At 42.8% G+C, this 15,609-nt stretch carries 18 protein-coding genes; 14 read left to right on the forward strand and 4 right to left on the reverse strand.

Annotated features, from left to right (window positions below; translation table 11 throughout):
- Positions 1 to 55: 55 nt before the first annotated feature.
- The 8 genes from DP117_RS27080 to DP117_RS37065 all read left to right on the forward strand — a co-directional run bounded on the left by DP117_RS27080 (position 56) and on the right by DP117_RS37065 (position 4,702).
- Entirely contained in the window at positions 56 to 712 is a 657-nt protein-coding gene (locus DP117_RS27080; protein ID WP_248277858.1) for a hypothetical protein, read from the forward strand.
- Between the two features lie 58 nt (positions 713 to 770).
- Positions 771 to 1,238 (forward strand): hypothetical protein, encoded by a 468-nt coding sequence (locus DP117_RS27085; protein ID WP_169221306.1) that lies wholly within the window; start codon positions 771 to 773, stop codon positions 1,236 to 1,238.
- A gap of 420 nt (positions 1,239 to 1,658) precedes the next feature.
- Positions 1,659 to 2,660 (forward strand): methyltransferase domain-containing protein, encoded by a 1,002-nt coding sequence (locus DP117_RS27095; RefSeq protein ID WP_169221308.1) that lies wholly within the window; start codon positions 1,659 to 1,661, stop codon positions 2,658 to 2,660.
- Positions 2,626 to 2,805 (forward strand): GTP-binding protein, encoded by a 180-nt coding sequence (locus DP117_RS27100; protein ID WP_169221309.1) that lies wholly within the window; start codon positions 2,626 to 2,628, stop codon positions 2,803 to 2,805. Before DP117_RS27095 ends, DP117_RS27100 begins: the two co-directional genes overlap by 35 nt.
- Positions 2,789 to 3,229 (forward strand): hypothetical protein, encoded by a 441-nt coding sequence (locus DP117_RS27105; RefSeq protein ID WP_169221310.1) that lies wholly within the window; start codon positions 2,789 to 2,791, stop codon positions 3,227 to 3,229. The genes DP117_RS27100 and DP117_RS27105 overlap by 17 nt, the downstream gene beginning before the upstream one ends.
- 344 nt (positions 3,230 to 3,573) lie before the next feature.
- On the forward strand, positions 3,574 to 3,963 hold the full coding sequence (locus DP117_RS27110) for a hypothetical protein (RefSeq protein ID WP_169221311.1): 390 nt from the start codon (positions 3,574 to 3,576) through the stop codon (positions 3,961 to 3,963).
- A 148-nt stretch (positions 3,964 to 4,111) separates the two neighbouring features.
- Positions 4,112 to 4,534, forward strand: coding sequence for a ubiquinol-cytochrome c reductase iron-sulfur subunit (locus DP117_RS27115; protein WP_169221312.1), 423 nt, complete (start codon positions 4,112 to 4,114; stop codon positions 4,532 to 4,534).
- 33 nt (positions 4,535 to 4,567) lie between these two features.
- Positions 4,568 to 4,702, forward strand: a complete 135-nt coding sequence (locus DP117_RS37065; protein WP_282440327.1) for a hypothetical protein — start codon at positions 4,568 to 4,570, stop codon at positions 4,700 to 4,702.
- A 278-nt stretch (positions 4,703 to 4,980) separates the two neighbouring features.
- On the opposite strand, the gene DP117_RS27120 is transcribed toward DP117_RS37065, so the two are convergent.
- Positions 4,981 to 6,453, reverse strand: coding sequence for a hypothetical protein (locus tag DP117_RS27120; protein ID WP_169221313.1), 1,473 nt, complete (start codon positions 6,451 to 6,453; stop codon positions 4,981 to 4,983).
- Positions 6,454 to 6,765: 312 nt separating this feature from the next.
- On the opposite strand from DP117_RS27120, the gene DP117_RS27125 reads away from it, so the two are divergent.
- Genes DP117_RS27125 through DP117_RS27135 form a run of 3 tightly spaced genes read left to right on the forward strand, consistent with a single transcriptional unit; the run spans position 6,766 to position 8,996 of the window.
- The gene (locus DP117_RS27125) at positions 6,766 to 8,292 is read left to right on the forward strand and encodes a transposase (protein WP_169221314.1); all 1,527 of its coding nucleotides are present in this window, start codon (positions 6,766 to 6,768) and stop codon (positions 8,290 to 8,292) included.
- Positions 8,282 to 8,518 carry a hypothetical protein gene (locus tag DP117_RS27130; RefSeq protein ID WP_169221315.1) on the forward strand — a complete coding sequence of 79 codons (237 nt, stop codon included), beginning with the start codon at positions 8,282 to 8,284 and terminating at the stop codon, positions 8,516 to 8,518. The genes DP117_RS27125 and DP117_RS27130 overlap by 11 nt, the downstream gene beginning before the upstream one ends.
- Before the next feature lie 25 nt (positions 8,519 to 8,543).
- The gene (locus tag DP117_RS27135) at positions 8,544 to 8,996 is read left to right on the forward strand and encodes a hypothetical protein (protein ID WP_169221316.1); all 453 of its coding nucleotides are present in this window, start codon (positions 8,544 to 8,546) and stop codon (positions 8,994 to 8,996) included.
- A gap of 350 nt (positions 8,997 to 9,346) precedes the next feature.
- Here the strand turns inward: DP117_RS27135 and DP117_RS27140 are convergent, their stop codons facing one another.
- Positions 9,347 to 10,888: an IS66 family transposase gene (locus DP117_RS27140; RefSeq protein WP_169221317.1), complete on the reverse strand. Its 1,542-nt coding sequence runs from the start codon at positions 10,886 to 10,888 to the stop codon at positions 9,347 to 9,349.
- 276 nt (positions 10,889 to 11,164) lie between these two features.
- Between DP117_RS27140 and DP117_RS35605 the strand changes: the two genes are divergently transcribed.
- Genes DP117_RS35605 through DP117_RS27150 form a run of 3 tightly spaced genes read left to right on the forward strand, consistent with a single transcriptional unit; the run spans position 11,165 to position 13,021 of the window.
- Positions 11,165 to 11,377 (forward strand): hypothetical protein, encoded by a 213-nt coding sequence (locus DP117_RS35605; protein ID WP_211176373.1) that lies wholly within the window; start codon positions 11,165 to 11,167, stop codon positions 11,375 to 11,377.
- Entirely contained in the window at positions 11,374 to 12,426 is a 1,053-nt protein-coding gene (locus tag DP117_RS27145; RefSeq protein ID WP_169221318.1) for a hypothetical protein, read from the forward strand. Before DP117_RS35605 ends, DP117_RS27145 begins: the two co-directional genes overlap by 4 nt.
- Positions 12,427 to 12,436: 10 nt before the next feature.
- The gene (locus DP117_RS27150) at positions 12,437 to 13,021 is read left to right on the forward strand and encodes a hypothetical protein (RefSeq protein WP_169221319.1); all 585 of its coding nucleotides are present in this window, start codon (positions 12,437 to 12,439) and stop codon (positions 13,019 to 13,021) included.
- A gap of 223 nt (positions 13,022 to 13,244) precedes the next feature.
- Here the strand turns inward: DP117_RS27150 and DP117_RS27155 are convergent, their stop codons facing one another.
- Together DP117_RS27155 and DP117_RS27160 are read right to left on the reverse strand one after the other, a co-directional pair.
- Entirely contained in the window at positions 13,245 to 14,333 is a 1,089-nt protein-coding gene (locus tag DP117_RS27155) for a hypothetical protein (protein ID WP_169221320.1), read from the reverse strand.
- A gap of 628 nt (positions 14,334 to 14,961) precedes the next feature.
- A partial coding sequence (locus tag DP117_RS27160; protein WP_169221321.1) for a WD40 repeat domain-containing protein occupies positions 14,962 to 15,609 on the reverse strand: 648 nt, incomplete at its 5' end.

A 15,609-nucleotide genomic window follows, 5' to 3' on the forward strand; every position in this document is an offset into this window, starting at 1 on the left:
TGAGCTTCACCTAGCTAAAACTGGCTTTGTTTGACCGACTTTTGCAAGAGGTCTATTGACTGAAAAACCTGTCAAAGGGATGTTGACAGGTCCTGTAACTATCTTAAATTGGTCTTACACCCGGACGGATATTTCTCGTCAAGAACAAGCTTTTCAAATTGCTTTGGCGTTGCGGGATGAGGTAGCGGATTTGGAAGCGGCTGGTGCAAAAGTCATTCAAGTAGATGAACCAGCGCTACGTGAGGGTTTACCTTTAAAGCCTCAACGGTGGAGTGAATATCTTTCTTGGGCTGTGGATGCATTTCGTTTGGCGACAGCAGTAGCCCAACCTCAAACTCAAATTCATACCCATATGTGCTACTGCGAATTTGGTGACATTATCAAGGATATTGAACGGTTAGATGCTGATGTTATTTCGATTGAAAATAGTCGCAGCAATAATCAAACTTTGCGAGAAATAACAGAAGGTGGCTACTCACATCAAGTTGGTAATGGAGTTTATGACATCCATAGTCCCGTAGTCCCGACAACTGAACAGATTTTACAGCAATTGCGGACTGGAGTTGCTAATTTACCCGTAAAACAAATTTGGGTAAATCCTGATTGTGGGTTAAAAACTCGTCGTTGGGAAGAGGTGATTCCATCAATTAAAAATATGGTTGATGCAGCCAAAATTTTACGAGAGGAAGTAAATATTACCAAGGGAGACTAAATTCATATTCTTAATCTGCAACGCCGTCTACTCTGTTTGACCCTTTAAGGAGGCATCAATGAGTCATACTTCCGATGCTTTGGACTGGCAGCAAGGCTTGATTGCCACAAATTTATTGGTGATTGGTTACAACGCCTGGGTGGGGTATTTGGGAGGCAATCGCGGTGTCATCGTTTGTAGCACCAATTCCCCTGCAATTGGAGTGGCAGGGGAAACATTTCAAGTTCATTTTATACCACGAAATTGTCTAGCTGCCTTCTTAAATGCCTGGTTAGCTGCTCCCGACACCGTAATTCTGCGCCATCATTTTATGAATGCTCACATCTTGTCAGCCGTGGATACTTACAATCCTACTACCGAAGTCTTGTTATTGCTGGAATCTTTTAACCAAGCCACGTTCTTTTACCTGAAAAACTTACCCATCACCCCACCCCAATGCTATGAACAGGTCTGCAAAAGATGGACAGAATTTCAGCCCCAGTCCAATTTTTTAGGAGATACAAATCCCAACCGTCTCACTTATTGATACATAGGGTTCTTCAATGTTCAAATCACATCTTTACTAGATTTTTACTCGGTTAATCATCATGCCGCAATCCTATCTTCACCGAACTGGGAAGATTCCCACTGCTGTTCATCCTTTTGTCAAACAGACGGCTCTCCCCGAAGCCAAACAGAAGCCCCGGCTACTTCAAGGGAAAATTATTCGAGGTGTTCAAAACATTGCAATGTCGATGTCTAGGACGATTTCCATTGCGAGCGCTCGTCTGATTCGGTTCATCCGCAGACGACCCATGAGCAAACCGTTAGTGAGACTTCACAAATGAGTTAAACTGCACAGGCAGTTGGAATTTAGTAGATCAAGGGTTCGGTGCTACAAAATTCATGGGTACGAGATTCGTGCAAAAAATCTATCTACGGTAGGCGTACAGGAGCGTTCAAAACAATGTCAAATTTATTATATTTTGTAATTGGTTTTCTTCTGCTTTTGGTGATTGGAATTGCGGCTTATTTCCTGAGTGCCCGCAAGTATCAATCCTCAGCCACAGTCGCCAATTCCTACGATCAATGGACGAGTGACGGCATCCTAGAGTTTTATTGGGGGGAACACATTCACCTCGGTCACTACGGTTCGCCGCCACGACGGAAAAATTTTCTGGCTGCTAAATCTGACTTTGTACATGAAATGGTTAAATGGGGTGATTTAGATAAATTACCCTCTGGTGCCACCGTCTTAGATGTTGGCTGTGGTATTGGGGGCAGCAGCCGGATTTTAGCGCGAGATTATGGGTTTGCCGTCACAGGGATTACGATCAGCCCACAACAGGTGAAGCGTGCCCAGGAGTTAACACCCCAAGAGCTAAACGCCCAGTTTGCGGTCGATGATGCGATGGCGTTGTCGTTTCCAGATGCCAGTTTTGATGTGGTCTGGTCGATTGAAGCAGGTCCCCACATGCCCGATAAAGCCGTTTTTGCTAGAGAATTAATGCGGGTGCTAAAGCCAGGTGGAGTGTTGGTTGTAGCTGACTGGAATCAGAGGGATGACCGCCAAAAACCTCTAAATTTCTGGGAAAAACCAGTCATGCGACAACTCCTCGATCAGTGGTCTCATCCAGCTTTTTCCAGCATTGAAGGCTTTTCCGAGCTTTTGGCAGCGACGGAATTAGTCGAGGGGGAGGTCATTACGGCAGATTGGACGAAACAAACGCTTCCTTCTTGGTTAGATTCGATCTGGCAAGGTGTAGCTCGACCGGGCGGATTGCTGCGTTTTGGACTGTCTGGTTTGATCAAGTCTGTGCGCGAGGTGCCGACGTTTTTGCTGATGCGTTTGGCGTTTGGTGGAGGGCTGTGCCGATTTGGAATGTTCCGCGCTGTGCGGGCGAACTCACGCACAGAATTGATGGACAGAAACTTTGCCAACCAAACTCCCTCAAGCTTGGTTAGGTAACGATCAACATGATGACCAATATGACCGTCCTTGGCAACCCCACGAACCCCGTCAAACACGATTAGTGTTGATTGGTCGGGAACTTGATCAGGTTCGCATTGAGTCACTGGTGCTACAGGAGGAAGTGAATGTGGCAGGAAAATAGCGTCTGGCAAAGCAATTTTGGCTACTGGCAGAATGGCTTCATTCACGCCAATTTGTTAGTGATTGGCTACTACAGCTGGAAAGGTTTCTTGAAAATAGGTCGAGGAGTTGTCGTTTGCGATGTGGATGCCAAAGCTGCTGATCCTAGGACAACAAGCCTGGATCTGATACCGTTTACGACTCAGTTTATCCCTAAACAACAAGTTTTAACTTACATCCAGAAGTACGGGTTTGAAGGAGGAAAGCTATCAGTATTCCTACAAGTTGTCAACACTTACGACCCCCACAAAGAGTTGGTTATCTTGCTGACAATAAATGGGCACATGGAAGTCAATCTCTTACAAAATCTTGTTATTACACCCCCCGAATGTTACCAACAGGTCTACAATCGCTGGGAAGAATTTCAACCTAGTCTAATGTCCTAGAAGGTATATAGGCTATCAACATAATAGTCGCAACCATGAAAGTAGAAGTATAATCGATTGCTATCTCTCTACCAAGTAACTATTGAGTATGTAGAAACAGGAAAAATCTCCTGTTTGGGAAATAAATAAATGTAAGAGATACAAGGTAAAAAAATAAAAAATTTTACTTTGATTTTTTGCCACTAGTTTTTCAAGAATCTGTGAGTCTAAGATAGTAATTTATTTCATGGCGTATATGATGGGTAAATTCCTTTGAGTATCCAGGTTCTTTGAAAACATTATTTCCCTGCCAAAGTGAGAGAGAATATCAACCTTAATTGTCAACCTACTTCTGGGAGAATTGTATGAAAAAACTATTCGTAGCTTTGACTACCAAATCCACAGCTTTGATTTCTCTAGCGTCATTGGTAATGACTAGTAAAGTTACCACAGCAGGTCAACCTGTAAATCCGCAACCTGTAAACCGTACAGACGCTACTACTACACCAGTATCAGCAGAAGGCCAAAAAGCTTGTGTAAAACATCCAAAACTCGGTAAATATTTTTGCGCTAATGCTAAACAATTGTCTCATTTGAAGAAGGGTGCACCAGAGATTGATATTACCGATGCAAATAGCGAAAAGGCTCTGCTTGGGGTGACAGATGCAGAAAGCGATGCTGCTGTAGCTATGTTTGGCTGTGATTGTGTTGCATCGGTAAATTGTTTGCGTCGCCTGCGGAATAGCCTTCCATAGAATTGATTTCCCTTAATTTTTCATATTTGGAAAAGCAAGGAAGTAGGGAAAGAAATTGTTTCTTTCCCCTAATTTTTTTACAGTTTTTATCAAAAATTGTATGGTTTTGAGAAATTGTCTAAATATTGTTCTATAGAATTTAAATAAAATGAAACGTCGTGATTTTATGACTTGCATTGGTGTAGGTTCTTTGGTAAGTAGCCTACCTGTAAAAGTTGCCGCTTCTGAGCAAAATACTACAGCGATATCATCAGTATCTGGAGATTGGCAAACGGTGGGGACGACAGCCGAGTTGGATAAAACTGGTCAGCTGTTAAATGAAAAGTCACCTGTTGGTTCAGTCTTAGTCGTTGGTACTTCTACAAGTAAAAACCTGATAGCTGTTAATCCCACCTGCACTCATATGGGTTGTACAGTAGAATGGCTGAGTAATGAAAAAATATTCTTATGTCCTTGTCACGCTTCTGAATATAAACTTGATGGCAAGGTGCAAAATGGTCCAGCCACAAAACCGCTCTCAACTTACACGACAAAGATAGAGGGTAATTTAGTTATGGTCAGACGCACTTAGTTTGGTATTTCTCAAGTGTAATAGAGCAGAAACATGAGAAAGCCAAATTTGGTGCTCGCTCGGAATATGACGAATAAATCAATTGTCGAGGGGTTAGCAGCACGGACAATTTTTGAACGCCATCTGTGTTGTGAAATCCAACTCTGGCAGATGTCAAAAGGAGTTTAATCAAGATGAACTCATAAACAAACGTCCAAGATTGGCAACAAACTTTTATCGCCACTAATTTATTGGCAATTAGTTACAACTGTGCTTTTACCACGCCCTAAACTCCAGTTAAACTGTCACGGATGGATTCAGTAAATCGAAAAGTTTTCCTCCAAGGGCGATTGCAAGGGAAAGCAAATGCCTCTGACGTATCGCTTTTACGGGAGATTTGCGATAGGCGTTAATCAAAGCAGAGAAGCGCCCTAAAAAAATATCAGAATCGTTAAAGAAAGATTTCCCTAAGCAGCAGCATCAATAACTGTGGGTCTAGGTAAATCGACAACATCATTAGTTACATCCTCATTAATTGTAGTCAACTGTTGACTTTCCTGTTTGATGTTCTCAACTTCTGCAGCTGGATTGTCAACATAACCGTTGAGAGAGATTGCTGTTTGTTGACTCAGTAATCCTGCTTTATAGTCCTCTCTGACAGCAGCGCGTTCTTCGGCGGAGGGTTCGCCTAGTTCTAGAAGCAAGTCAACGATAATATCATATTTCTTGATGGTTGCTATCTGTCCTTGCAGCAGCATAAACAAGGCGGTCGCCCAGCAATCAGCTAGAATTGCCTCTAGCGCTACTTTGTCAGTACCTAGAGATGTCTTGAAATCGGCTCGTAGCTGCTGACGACTGATACCGCTTATGGTCATATCAGATGACAGTATATGAGCTTGATGAGTTGTTTCGTAGATGACCGCACAATGAGTTTTATAAGCATTGATAAGTGGAGCAACATCGGCTATGCCTTCTGTGCTAACAGAAGGGGTCGTATAGTTTAAAATGTTCCCTGCGTTGTCAAAAGTGGGGATTCCTGCAACAAAATTAGTTACTCCTGGTGAGAAAAGCAACTCTCCTGTAGGGGTAAAAGTTTCTCGACCATTTATGACTTCCCACGTCCCAGGTGGTAGTCCGTTTGCAACAACTCTTGTCAGGAAACCTGAGTATTCGATGTTCGTTGGCATCATCGTTAGAGCGTGATTAATTGCATCTTGAGCACGTCTAACTGTGTCCGTGATGAGGGGCGATCGCTTAATTTCATAAACAGTGAAGTGTCCGCCCAAGTCTAGCTTAATCTCATCTAGACCATTATCCATCGTCACGCGATCGCCGTTTGCATTCTCCCAATGAAAGACTGTTCTACCCTGCTCATCTAACTGTTGAACTTCCTTGAGCGCTTCATTTTTATATATAAATGTATACTCTATCTTGTCTACGAATTCATCATTATCTCTGATAATGTTAACGGATTCAATGTCAGGTGAGTGTAGCCCAATGCGTTGATAGATATTAGCAGACTTTGCAAATCTTGCAGGACTCCATAAACGCAAATATCCGTAGCCTGTTGTGAGCGCATCGTCAACCGCCTTTGCAATCGGGTCAGAGTGCAAAGGATAACGACCTATGGACATACGCAACCATTGAGCTTGTAATCGCCTTAAATGCTCTGCTATTGCGCTTGCGGTGCCACTTTCTTCGCGCTCGCCTTGCTGATTGACAATGTACCAAGTAGGCGTATTTCCTATTAGCGCGTTTCTATGGCGTACAACTATCTCTTGACATTTGTTTGCTACTTGAAAAAGCCTTTTGACACGCTCCATAATCCGGCGAGCGTTATCTGATTCTTCCTTCATCTTGGGCAATATTGCAGTATCCCAAAATGTCAATCCTGTGTAATATCCAAGATTTTTTCTGATAAGTTCAATATCTTTTTCCATAGCGATCGCCGGATGAAAAGTCAGGGATAATGGGTGATCGTCCCTTCTAACATAAACTCATTATTGATTGCAACATCTAACAAATATTATCATGTTCATCATACGCTGATTCACGCTGGAGCATGATAGCCCCGAAGTGAATCTATCAAGAAATTAAATGAATTCGACGTTACGGTTATTTATATCGGGGTGGAAATGCGACTAGATAAATTCATTGACCGTCACGCCAAGTTGTCCGGAAACGGCATAATTTGACGTGAATTCATAGTAAAATATTAATAGATATCACCAAGAAGATAGGAGGTAATTTGATTGGCTCGCAATCAAACTTCATCATTCATAACAGAAGTGCCGTTAATCGTGGACAGTAAGCAGGAAGCAGAATTACTGTCTCGTTTTCAAGCAGGAAGGCAGCTATATAATGCCTGTTTAAATGAAGCGATGAAACGACTAGAATTAGTACGCAACTCCGAGCTATATAAGACAGCTAAGAAAATTCCTAGAATTAAGAATAAAGAGCGGTGTGAAGCTTTCAAGAAAGCAAGAGAGCAGTACAGATACTCCGAGTATGACTTGCATAGTTTTGCAACGATAACCAGTAAAAATTCCAAGTGGATAGCCGAAAAAGTTGATTCTACTGCCCAACAGAAACTAGCTACACGGGCATTCAAGGCAAGTGAACGAGTTATGTTGGGTTTGTCTTCGGACGTACGCTATAAAGTACCAAGTCGGTTCCGTTCAATAGAAGGCAAGTCCAACAAGCAAGGTATCCGGTGGAAAGATGATTACCTGGTATGGGGCAAGCTCATAGTAAAACCAATCCTTGATCCAGCCAATCCAGTAATTCGACATGGACTTGAATCTCCGATTAAGTATGTTCGCTTGTTGTGGCGCATCTTGAATGGTAAACGTCGTTGGTACTGCCAGCTAGTTAATGAGGGACTACCTTACCAGAAACCTCAAAACTACGTTTCTGATGGTTTGGTTGGCTTAGATTTAAATATTTCCAATATCGCTCTTGTTGGTGATAACCACGCTGACTTGTTGCCGTTTGCTGAAAATGTGCCAAGTTTTACCAAAGAGATAGCGGCACTGCAAAGAAAGATGCAGCGCTCTCAACGTGTTAACAACCCAGATAACTTTGAACCAAGCTTCAAGGCAAGGAAGGGACGCAAGACCGTTGTAAAAAAAGGTAAAGTCAAGAAGAACAGCCGCCAGTGGAACAAATCTAAGAATTACCTCAAAGCATCTGCCAAGAAACGCGAATTAGAGCGTAAAAAGACCGCGTACGCCAAGACCCAGAATCGTCGTGTCATCAACGAAATTTTAAGGCATGGCAAGCATATAAAAACCGAGAACGTATCGGTAAAGGGATGGCAAAAACGCTACGGAAAAGCGATATCTGCCAAGTCCCCAGGTTTTGTACAATCCGAACTGAAACGTAAAGCTGAAAATGCTGGCGGTTCGTTCACAAAGTTCTCTACTCAAAAGACAGCGCTATCTCAGGCTCATTTGGATGGTAGTCGCATCAAAAAGTCCCTATCAGAACGAGTTCACCGCGATGTAACGGGTATTCCTGAACATCACCGCGATTTGTTTAGCGCGTTTTTGAGTAGGTCAGTCAATCAGGATATGTTGGTGTTGCAAGATGCTCAAAACGAGTATCTAAGGTTGGAACCAGCTTTGTTGGAGGCGCATCAACGACATTTAACCCGCAAACAAGTAAGCAAGTCTGAAAGTAGGCAGTCTGATTCTCCCTCAGAGCGGGTTTCCAACGAGTCACTAACCTCTGACCAGATAGCTATAGCGAGCGAAAAGTCAGATGGGGATGTGGCGTGATTCTGCGTACCGCGATAGTCGCAGAGGGTTCAATCTAATTGTTTCATCATGTTTTGATATGGAAGACAAACAAGTATTACATCCTAGCAGTACAGTAAGCCAGAATATTAAAGAAGAAATAAATTTAGAGGTGAGAGCTTACTATCAGAAACTACAGAATTACTACAATCAAAAGCCTAAGTTTATTTCTGGCTATAAGTCTCCTGAGTCTGGACAAATGCGTTAAGAAAATCTTTCTCTAGCGAGGCGTTATGACCGCGATATTACACTTAACTGATTGTGACCGCAGAGGCAGACTTTTAGCTATAGAACAGGGCGCTAACTACAGAAAAGTTACGATACTTGCAGAGCGCGATTTAACAACATGGACACTGAGAGGACACATCAGAGACAAGTACGCCTCACGAGGAGGTACATTACTTGCTGAGTTTAGCTTTGAGCCTGTTGAGTACAAAAACGTGACTGTCTGTAACAAAACTGTAGCGCGGTCAATCATTAAGCCATTCTTAACGGTCGCAGATACTCAAGTTTTGTCAACAGTTTGGATAACTAAAAATATGTACAAACGTACAAGCTATAGTGAGCCATTGCTAGGACAAAATGTATTTTGCTACGACATTGAAGCAGAAGCCGCAGATGGTGAGACATTACGGCTTGCACAGGGATTTGTGGAGATAAGTTTAGAGGTGACTGCTGATGTCTAGACGATTGTGTAATGACGATAAATTAATCATTAATAATGAGTGTGTAGAAGTATCCGTTCAGGGGGTAAGTGACGCAACTGGAGACCGCTACGCTAGATTACTTGGTACCGGGAACGGGCTACAAAAATTTTTAGTGAGCAATCAAGACAGTTTTAGCCCGCACCCGGTACTCCGCTACGCCAAGTAATCTTCTCCAGTTGCTGAGTGACTCGTTAAGGCTTTAAAGACATGAGCTTAACAATATTTTAAGACGTTTCAAAGTAGTGAGAAAACAGAGTCATGCCAGTCTGTGACTGACCATTAAGCTAATATCCTAGTAAACCTGATGATTAGCAATGCAGTAATCATCTTTACGCTACATTTAAGAAATCTTCTGACTCGTCACTTGAAATGACTTCTGGAAGTAAAGAAGGAGCTAATTTACCATCACGAGCAGCAATAACAGCCTGAGTCATAAACTCCAAAACATTACGCCTTTGGGACTTGAGGGTTGTCACCACCGTGAGCATCCGAGCCACAAAATTACTACCAGCAAGAGTTTGAGAACCAAAACTAGTCCGTCGCCAGATGACAGCAGGACGAATAGCCCTTTCTGCGGCATTATTAGTTGGTTCTACACCAGCAGTTGTGACAAACAACCACATCGCCGACTCAACTTTGAGTAATTGCCGACAAGTGCGAACTGTTTTTGCTAGGGGTGTTTTTTCCCTGGTTGTAATCTGGTATTCGTCAGCTTCAACTAAAGTGGTCTTGATTGATGAGCGAATCTCTTGAACCAACTCCACAAAATCACAACGAGACAAAGTACCATCTCGTACTCGATGCCATAGTTCAAACAACTTCTCCTGTTGTTTAACCAGTGCAGTTCCCAATTGTGCCGAGACTCCGGGACGTTCTGACATTTTGATAAATTCCCGTCGTAGATGCGCCCAACATAATTGCCGACGTTCTAAATCTATCCAGTTGTACGCACCATGACGGTCAGAGTTTAAAATCCCGCAAAAGTTTTCACCCAATAAGTTCTGAGCAGCAGCGGTACAACGAGTCAGGGCAATTTCAAAAAATGTAACTAGGGGTGTAACTGCAACCCAGAGCCAAGCCTTTCTCTGTTGAGGGTTACTACCGTCAATATTTCCTTGATTAAAGCTAGTTTCATCCGCTCCCACTACATGCGAGCATTGGATATAAAGTTTTGCTTCATCCACACAACCTGCAACTGCATCGCTTGCTTCAAGCCGAAGTTTGTTTATCGTTCCCAATGATATTGAAATCCCAAATACTTCAAGCATGGCACTTTGTACCATTCTTTGACTATTGCGATACACTCCACTCAGCAATGCAACTAACGCCACTACTCTTACCCCGTAACCACTTGGGTTCACCTCATCAGGTAATGTTCCACGAGTCGTTCCACCACAGAGATTGCAAGTTAACTGATGCAAACGATGCTCGATCACAATGGGACTGATTGGTGGAATTTCTACTATTTGATGGCGATAGGGGTTTGTATCTGACCCATTAAGGATTTCTCCACAATTAGCACATTCTTCTGGACGATGGTCTATGACACAGCTACATTCTTCTATGGGGTATAAGTCTCGACTTGTGCCCGAATGACCTGGTTGCCCTCCCCGTTTTTTGGTACTTTTCTTTTTCTCCTGCTTGTTCCCAAAGCCTGGTGGGTCGGCACTTGGAGGTGATGATGAATTCTTCGATGTCCGATTGACTCTTTCTTCTAGCTGCTGCTGGACTATGAGAACTTCCGCCAATTGTTTTTTTAAGCTTTCGATTTCCTGCCCCATCCCCTCTACCAGTTCCTGGACACTGGCTGGAGTCTTTTCCCAATCAACACGGGGGATCTGCTCAATGTAGGATGGGCGCTTTTGTTCCATAAATTTCACATTACCATATTTTGGTCTCCCTCATTGACCTAGACCTAGCCCGTCGTAGACATCACCTGACAACCCCAACTATTGTTACTAAATTTGAGGAGCCGACGTAGCTAAATCAACCAATTAAATCGCCTGTAACCCTTATTCTCTCGTTACCCCCCTGAACGGTTACGTGTAGAAGTTGATGAAACAACAGAGAGCGCGGTCACATTCATCGAGGAACGAGTTTATATAGAGGTCCCTAATCAAATCTGTTATGGACAAAAGCCTTACATAATGAGATTTACTCAAGCTGATTTAATAGGTTCATTGCTTCCAGTTGTACATGGTTTATTTGCAGCAGATGGCGTGGTAAACATCACTTTAGTTAATGATAATCGTGACCAAGTAGAGCCAACTAATGTCACTTTTATTAATGAAAATCTAGCGCACGTGTATCTAGATGGCTATACACCAATTTCTAATACTTGGATAGTGAGGGCGTCATGAAACAGGCAATTTTACAACTTTTGGTAAGCTCATCAATTTGGACATCACTTAGACCATCATCAGCACAAACATCTAACATTGATTACATAGCACCAGCGGTCGCGCCTACAGAACTACAAGTACTCAGAGCGTCATCAGGAACCCCGAATCAGCTTGAATGGGCAACAATAGCAACAGGGGGCGGAACAGTCATGAGCGTTGCTCTTGCTGCGCCAAGTGGTGAGTTTAACGTGTCTGGCTCTCCAATAAACACTAACGGTACACTAACGCTTGCTTGGAAGAATCAAGCTCAAAATACTGTGTTTGCAGCACCAGTAGGCGGCGCGGGCGCTCCTAGTTTCCGAAGTCTGATTCCTGCTGATATTCCTGCACTTGATACTGCAAAGATATCTACGGGCATTTTTGATATTGCAAGAATTCCTGTAGGCACAACAAGCTCTACCGTAGCCGCTGGTAATGACAGCAGATTTCATCAGCAAAACACTGACACGGGCACAAGTAATTCTTCTTTTGTAATTAACAATACTAGCTCAGGTGTCCGCCTTCTAGATATGTCTGGAGCGTTGGCGCTACGAACCTATGCAAACGATGGTTACGCTGATATCATTGTGCGTAATCTAACCGTACAGGGTACACAGACCATCATCAACACGGAGCAGGTAGAAGTAGCTGACAACATCATCAGACTTAACTCAAACTACTCCGGCTCCACTCCTACGGAAGACGCGGGTTTTGAAGTGAACAGAGGAACCTTAGCGCTCGCTCGCTTCTACTGGAGTGAAACAAATCAGAAATTTATGTCTGGGCTAGCTGGCTCAGAAAAAGCTGTAGCCAACATTGTTACTCAAGATATCACCAGTGGTAGTCTTTCCGGAGGAGTTTATACATGGTCCCACGGACTTGGACGTAAACCCTTGCTCTGGGCTGTTTGGGATAATACAGGTGACGGTGTTTTAATTCAACCCAATGCAGTAAATGCTAATACGATGACATTTAATTTCAGTGGGATGACCTTAACAGGTACTTGGACACTTGTAGCGGCTGGTTAAGGAAAACAAGATGAAGTTAGACTTACTTAATCAATCAAGCAAGAACACAATCATAGGTGGTCAAACTGTTAGCTACGGCGATAATCCACACGCCAGTCCTGCTGATTTTGATTTATGGTGGGAGCCTTTTGCGACTGCCCCACAGCCCTGGATGTACTTTAGTGGTAAGTGGTACTCGAATGTACTGCTGGTACAGAGCAATCTTTCGGGCGTTATCTCTTCTTCTTTTGGGACTGCCCAGCTTCAAGATATCATCCCTATAAATCACGAATATCAGGGCTTTGATATTTTTCTTAGAAACGTAACATTTGATGCAAACTTAACCAATGGTGGGCATTCTGGAAGTGCTAATTATAGTTTTCCAGTTAGATGGTATGGGACATCCACTACAGGTGATTTTAGCTCTCCAGCGACCGCCGCTTTGACCACTTTTAGCACATCAACTATGACAGCTAACGGCATTTATCGCAAGACTTATAATCATAATGCTCTGTTGGTCAATTGTCGCGGATTTTACATTACTAGCACAAAGACAGGCTCGCCAGCAGGCTTTAACTGTGCGTTGTCATTTTCAATGAGGATAACCAGGAAGTAATGTGAGTTACAGTGTACCATATGGGACTATTGGTGGCTTAACTGTCCTAGTCATCTTAGGGGCATTGATGTTTGTTTTTGCTATGACGTAGGCAGCACAAAAAAGAGATAATAACTAGTCGTCAAAGAAATCTTTCCTTAACGACTTTTTAGTTATTTTCTTGGGTTGGGTCCATATCCGCATTTGCTCTTGTTCTAACCTGCGGGTTGACCTGTAAGAGTTTTCATGACTGTACAATAGAAGAAACAGGCGATCGCCGTTTTCTCATTTTGAGTTGATAGTAAATCATTGCTTGTGAGGTCATGTCAACGATATCGTCAGTATCGTAAACCCCAAATTTGACAAACTCTATTTTGACACTTTCTAGCCAGCCTACACCGTGTTTAATGTGGAAGTTGCCGGACTCAAAAGCAGGAGCTATAAGCTGCGCTCGCTGTTCCTTGCTGCCAAATTCATCAGGGTTAAATGCTAATACACCTGGGAATTCTTCTTGCAACTTCTCAATCATCGCTGCACCAGAAGCTTTTTTCTCTATCAATTTGGTTGCAATGATGCCGTAAACAGGTTCGTTTCTGTTAATCAGTTCTCTGATACCTTTTTGAGCATCGTTAAAGCCACAGCGTTTGTGGAACAGGTCAATCAAGTAGAAGTTGGGATAGGCGATCGCAAACAAGCCTACAGACACAAATGACGCTGTGCTTGATGTAGAGCCAAAAGACAAGTCAGCGCTGATGATGAGTTCATATCTAGCAGGCAATTCTGTAAAAGTTTGCCAGACTGCTTTACTGAAAACGCCACCTTCTAATGGTGCTGGTTCCTGGTCATGACGAGCGCTGTAAGCATACGCGCCCAAGTCTCTCTTAGCTTCTGCGTCTTCTTCCTCTCCAAAACGATGAGGATGTAACAACTCGCCTGCTTTGCGCTCTACAACAGTCTTAGAACGCGGGAAAACGACTGTTTCATTTTTGCGAGCGCGCGTAGGTAATTTGACAATCTTGAAGCGTCTAACGGGGTCTTTTTCCTCTGCGGCTGTCTTGATGATGTAGCCGCTTACGTCGCTCTCGTGCGTTCGCTGTTGTACAACTATGGTTTTAGTCCGCTTCGGGTCGTTGGCTCTTGTTGTCAAGTAGTTCTTAAACTTAGTTAACGCTCCCTCTCTGACTACATCTGACTCTTTCTCTGGATTATTTGGATCATCACAATTGTGAATCAAAATACCTCCAGCAAAGTAGTTTCTATTGGCGGTCGCTATATTGTAGGTTTGTTCTGGTGCAGGCTTTCGCTTAATAGCCTTAACAATTTTTCTTTGCATTGCTCCCTCTGTTCAATTGACCCATGCAACCCACCGTGGCAAGTATGACAAACTGTTACAAGGTTAAGTGGGCTGTTGTTGGCGTTGAGCCGAAATCCCTACAAAAACGGAAATAGAGGCTGAAAAAGCTCATATATATAGGTTTCAGCTTTTTACTTCTCTATTTTAACCAAATACAAGAAGGCTACAAGCAGATACACATTAGTACATAGTTACTAATTCATCCAGTTTGAACTTAAATACCAACATTTGACCCATTGTTGGTAAAATACTTTTGGTGACGCCGATCGCAGCTACGAGAAATGAATACTTTTTATCGAGTGCCAAATAGTTTGTCCACTTACCAAATTAATGACAGCGAGAATATAAAAATCAAAAATCTGTAACCTTTGTAATTTACCAATACAATTATTGTGAAAGAACTCTGATTCTAAAAGTTACTTAATTTATAAATGGGTTGTCATGAGTGTCCCAGCAACTGGGATACCGTGAACGTATGACTCATAATTATTTTGGATACTCCCGGACAATAATTTGTCAAGTGGACAAACAATTTGGCACTAAACAGTTCGTTCCTTAAGCGTGACTGCCTCGGGTCGCGACCATTACGCAAAGTGTTTCTTCAGAGTTAACCTGCAACGCTTTTAATACCATCACAAAGATCACGATCGCCTTCACTTAGATTAGCATTCTCGTTTTTCAGATAATCATGCAGCCAATCACAACCCTTCACTAGTAAATCATCTAGATTGAGATTCCACAAAATTACAGTGTTGTCTTCACTAGCAGAGGCAAGCGTTTTACCGTCCGGGCTAAAACGGACACTATAAACAGCAGCATTATGCCCAGTCAAAGTTTTGAGTTGTTGACCATTCCGGCTCCAAAGTTTGATAGTGCCACCAAGATCGCCAGAGGCAAGTAATTCGCCATCTGGGCTGAAACTTACGCTATTGACAACTGTGCCATGTCCAGTGAGATTTTTTTCTGTGAACTCTTGACTATTTAAACTCCAGAGTTTCACTATGCCGGTTTGATCACCAGAGGCAAGTGTCTGACCGTCCGCGCTAAAACTGACACTAGAAACATCAGACCAAACCTGAGTAAGATTTTTTAGTAGTTGACCATTTCGGCTCCAAAGTTTGAGAGTATAGTTCTTCATACTATTATTGATAATAAAGGTATGACTACCAGAAGCAATCATTTCACCGTCCGGACTAAAACTGACGCTAGAAACAGCAGAGTTATGTCCAGAAAGGGTTTGAAGTAACTTGCCTTC

The organism is Brasilonema sp. UFV-L1, assembly GCF_012912105.1.
Classification (GTDB): domain Bacteria; phylum Cyanobacteriota; class Cyanobacteriia; order Cyanobacteriales; family Nostocaceae; genus Brasilonema.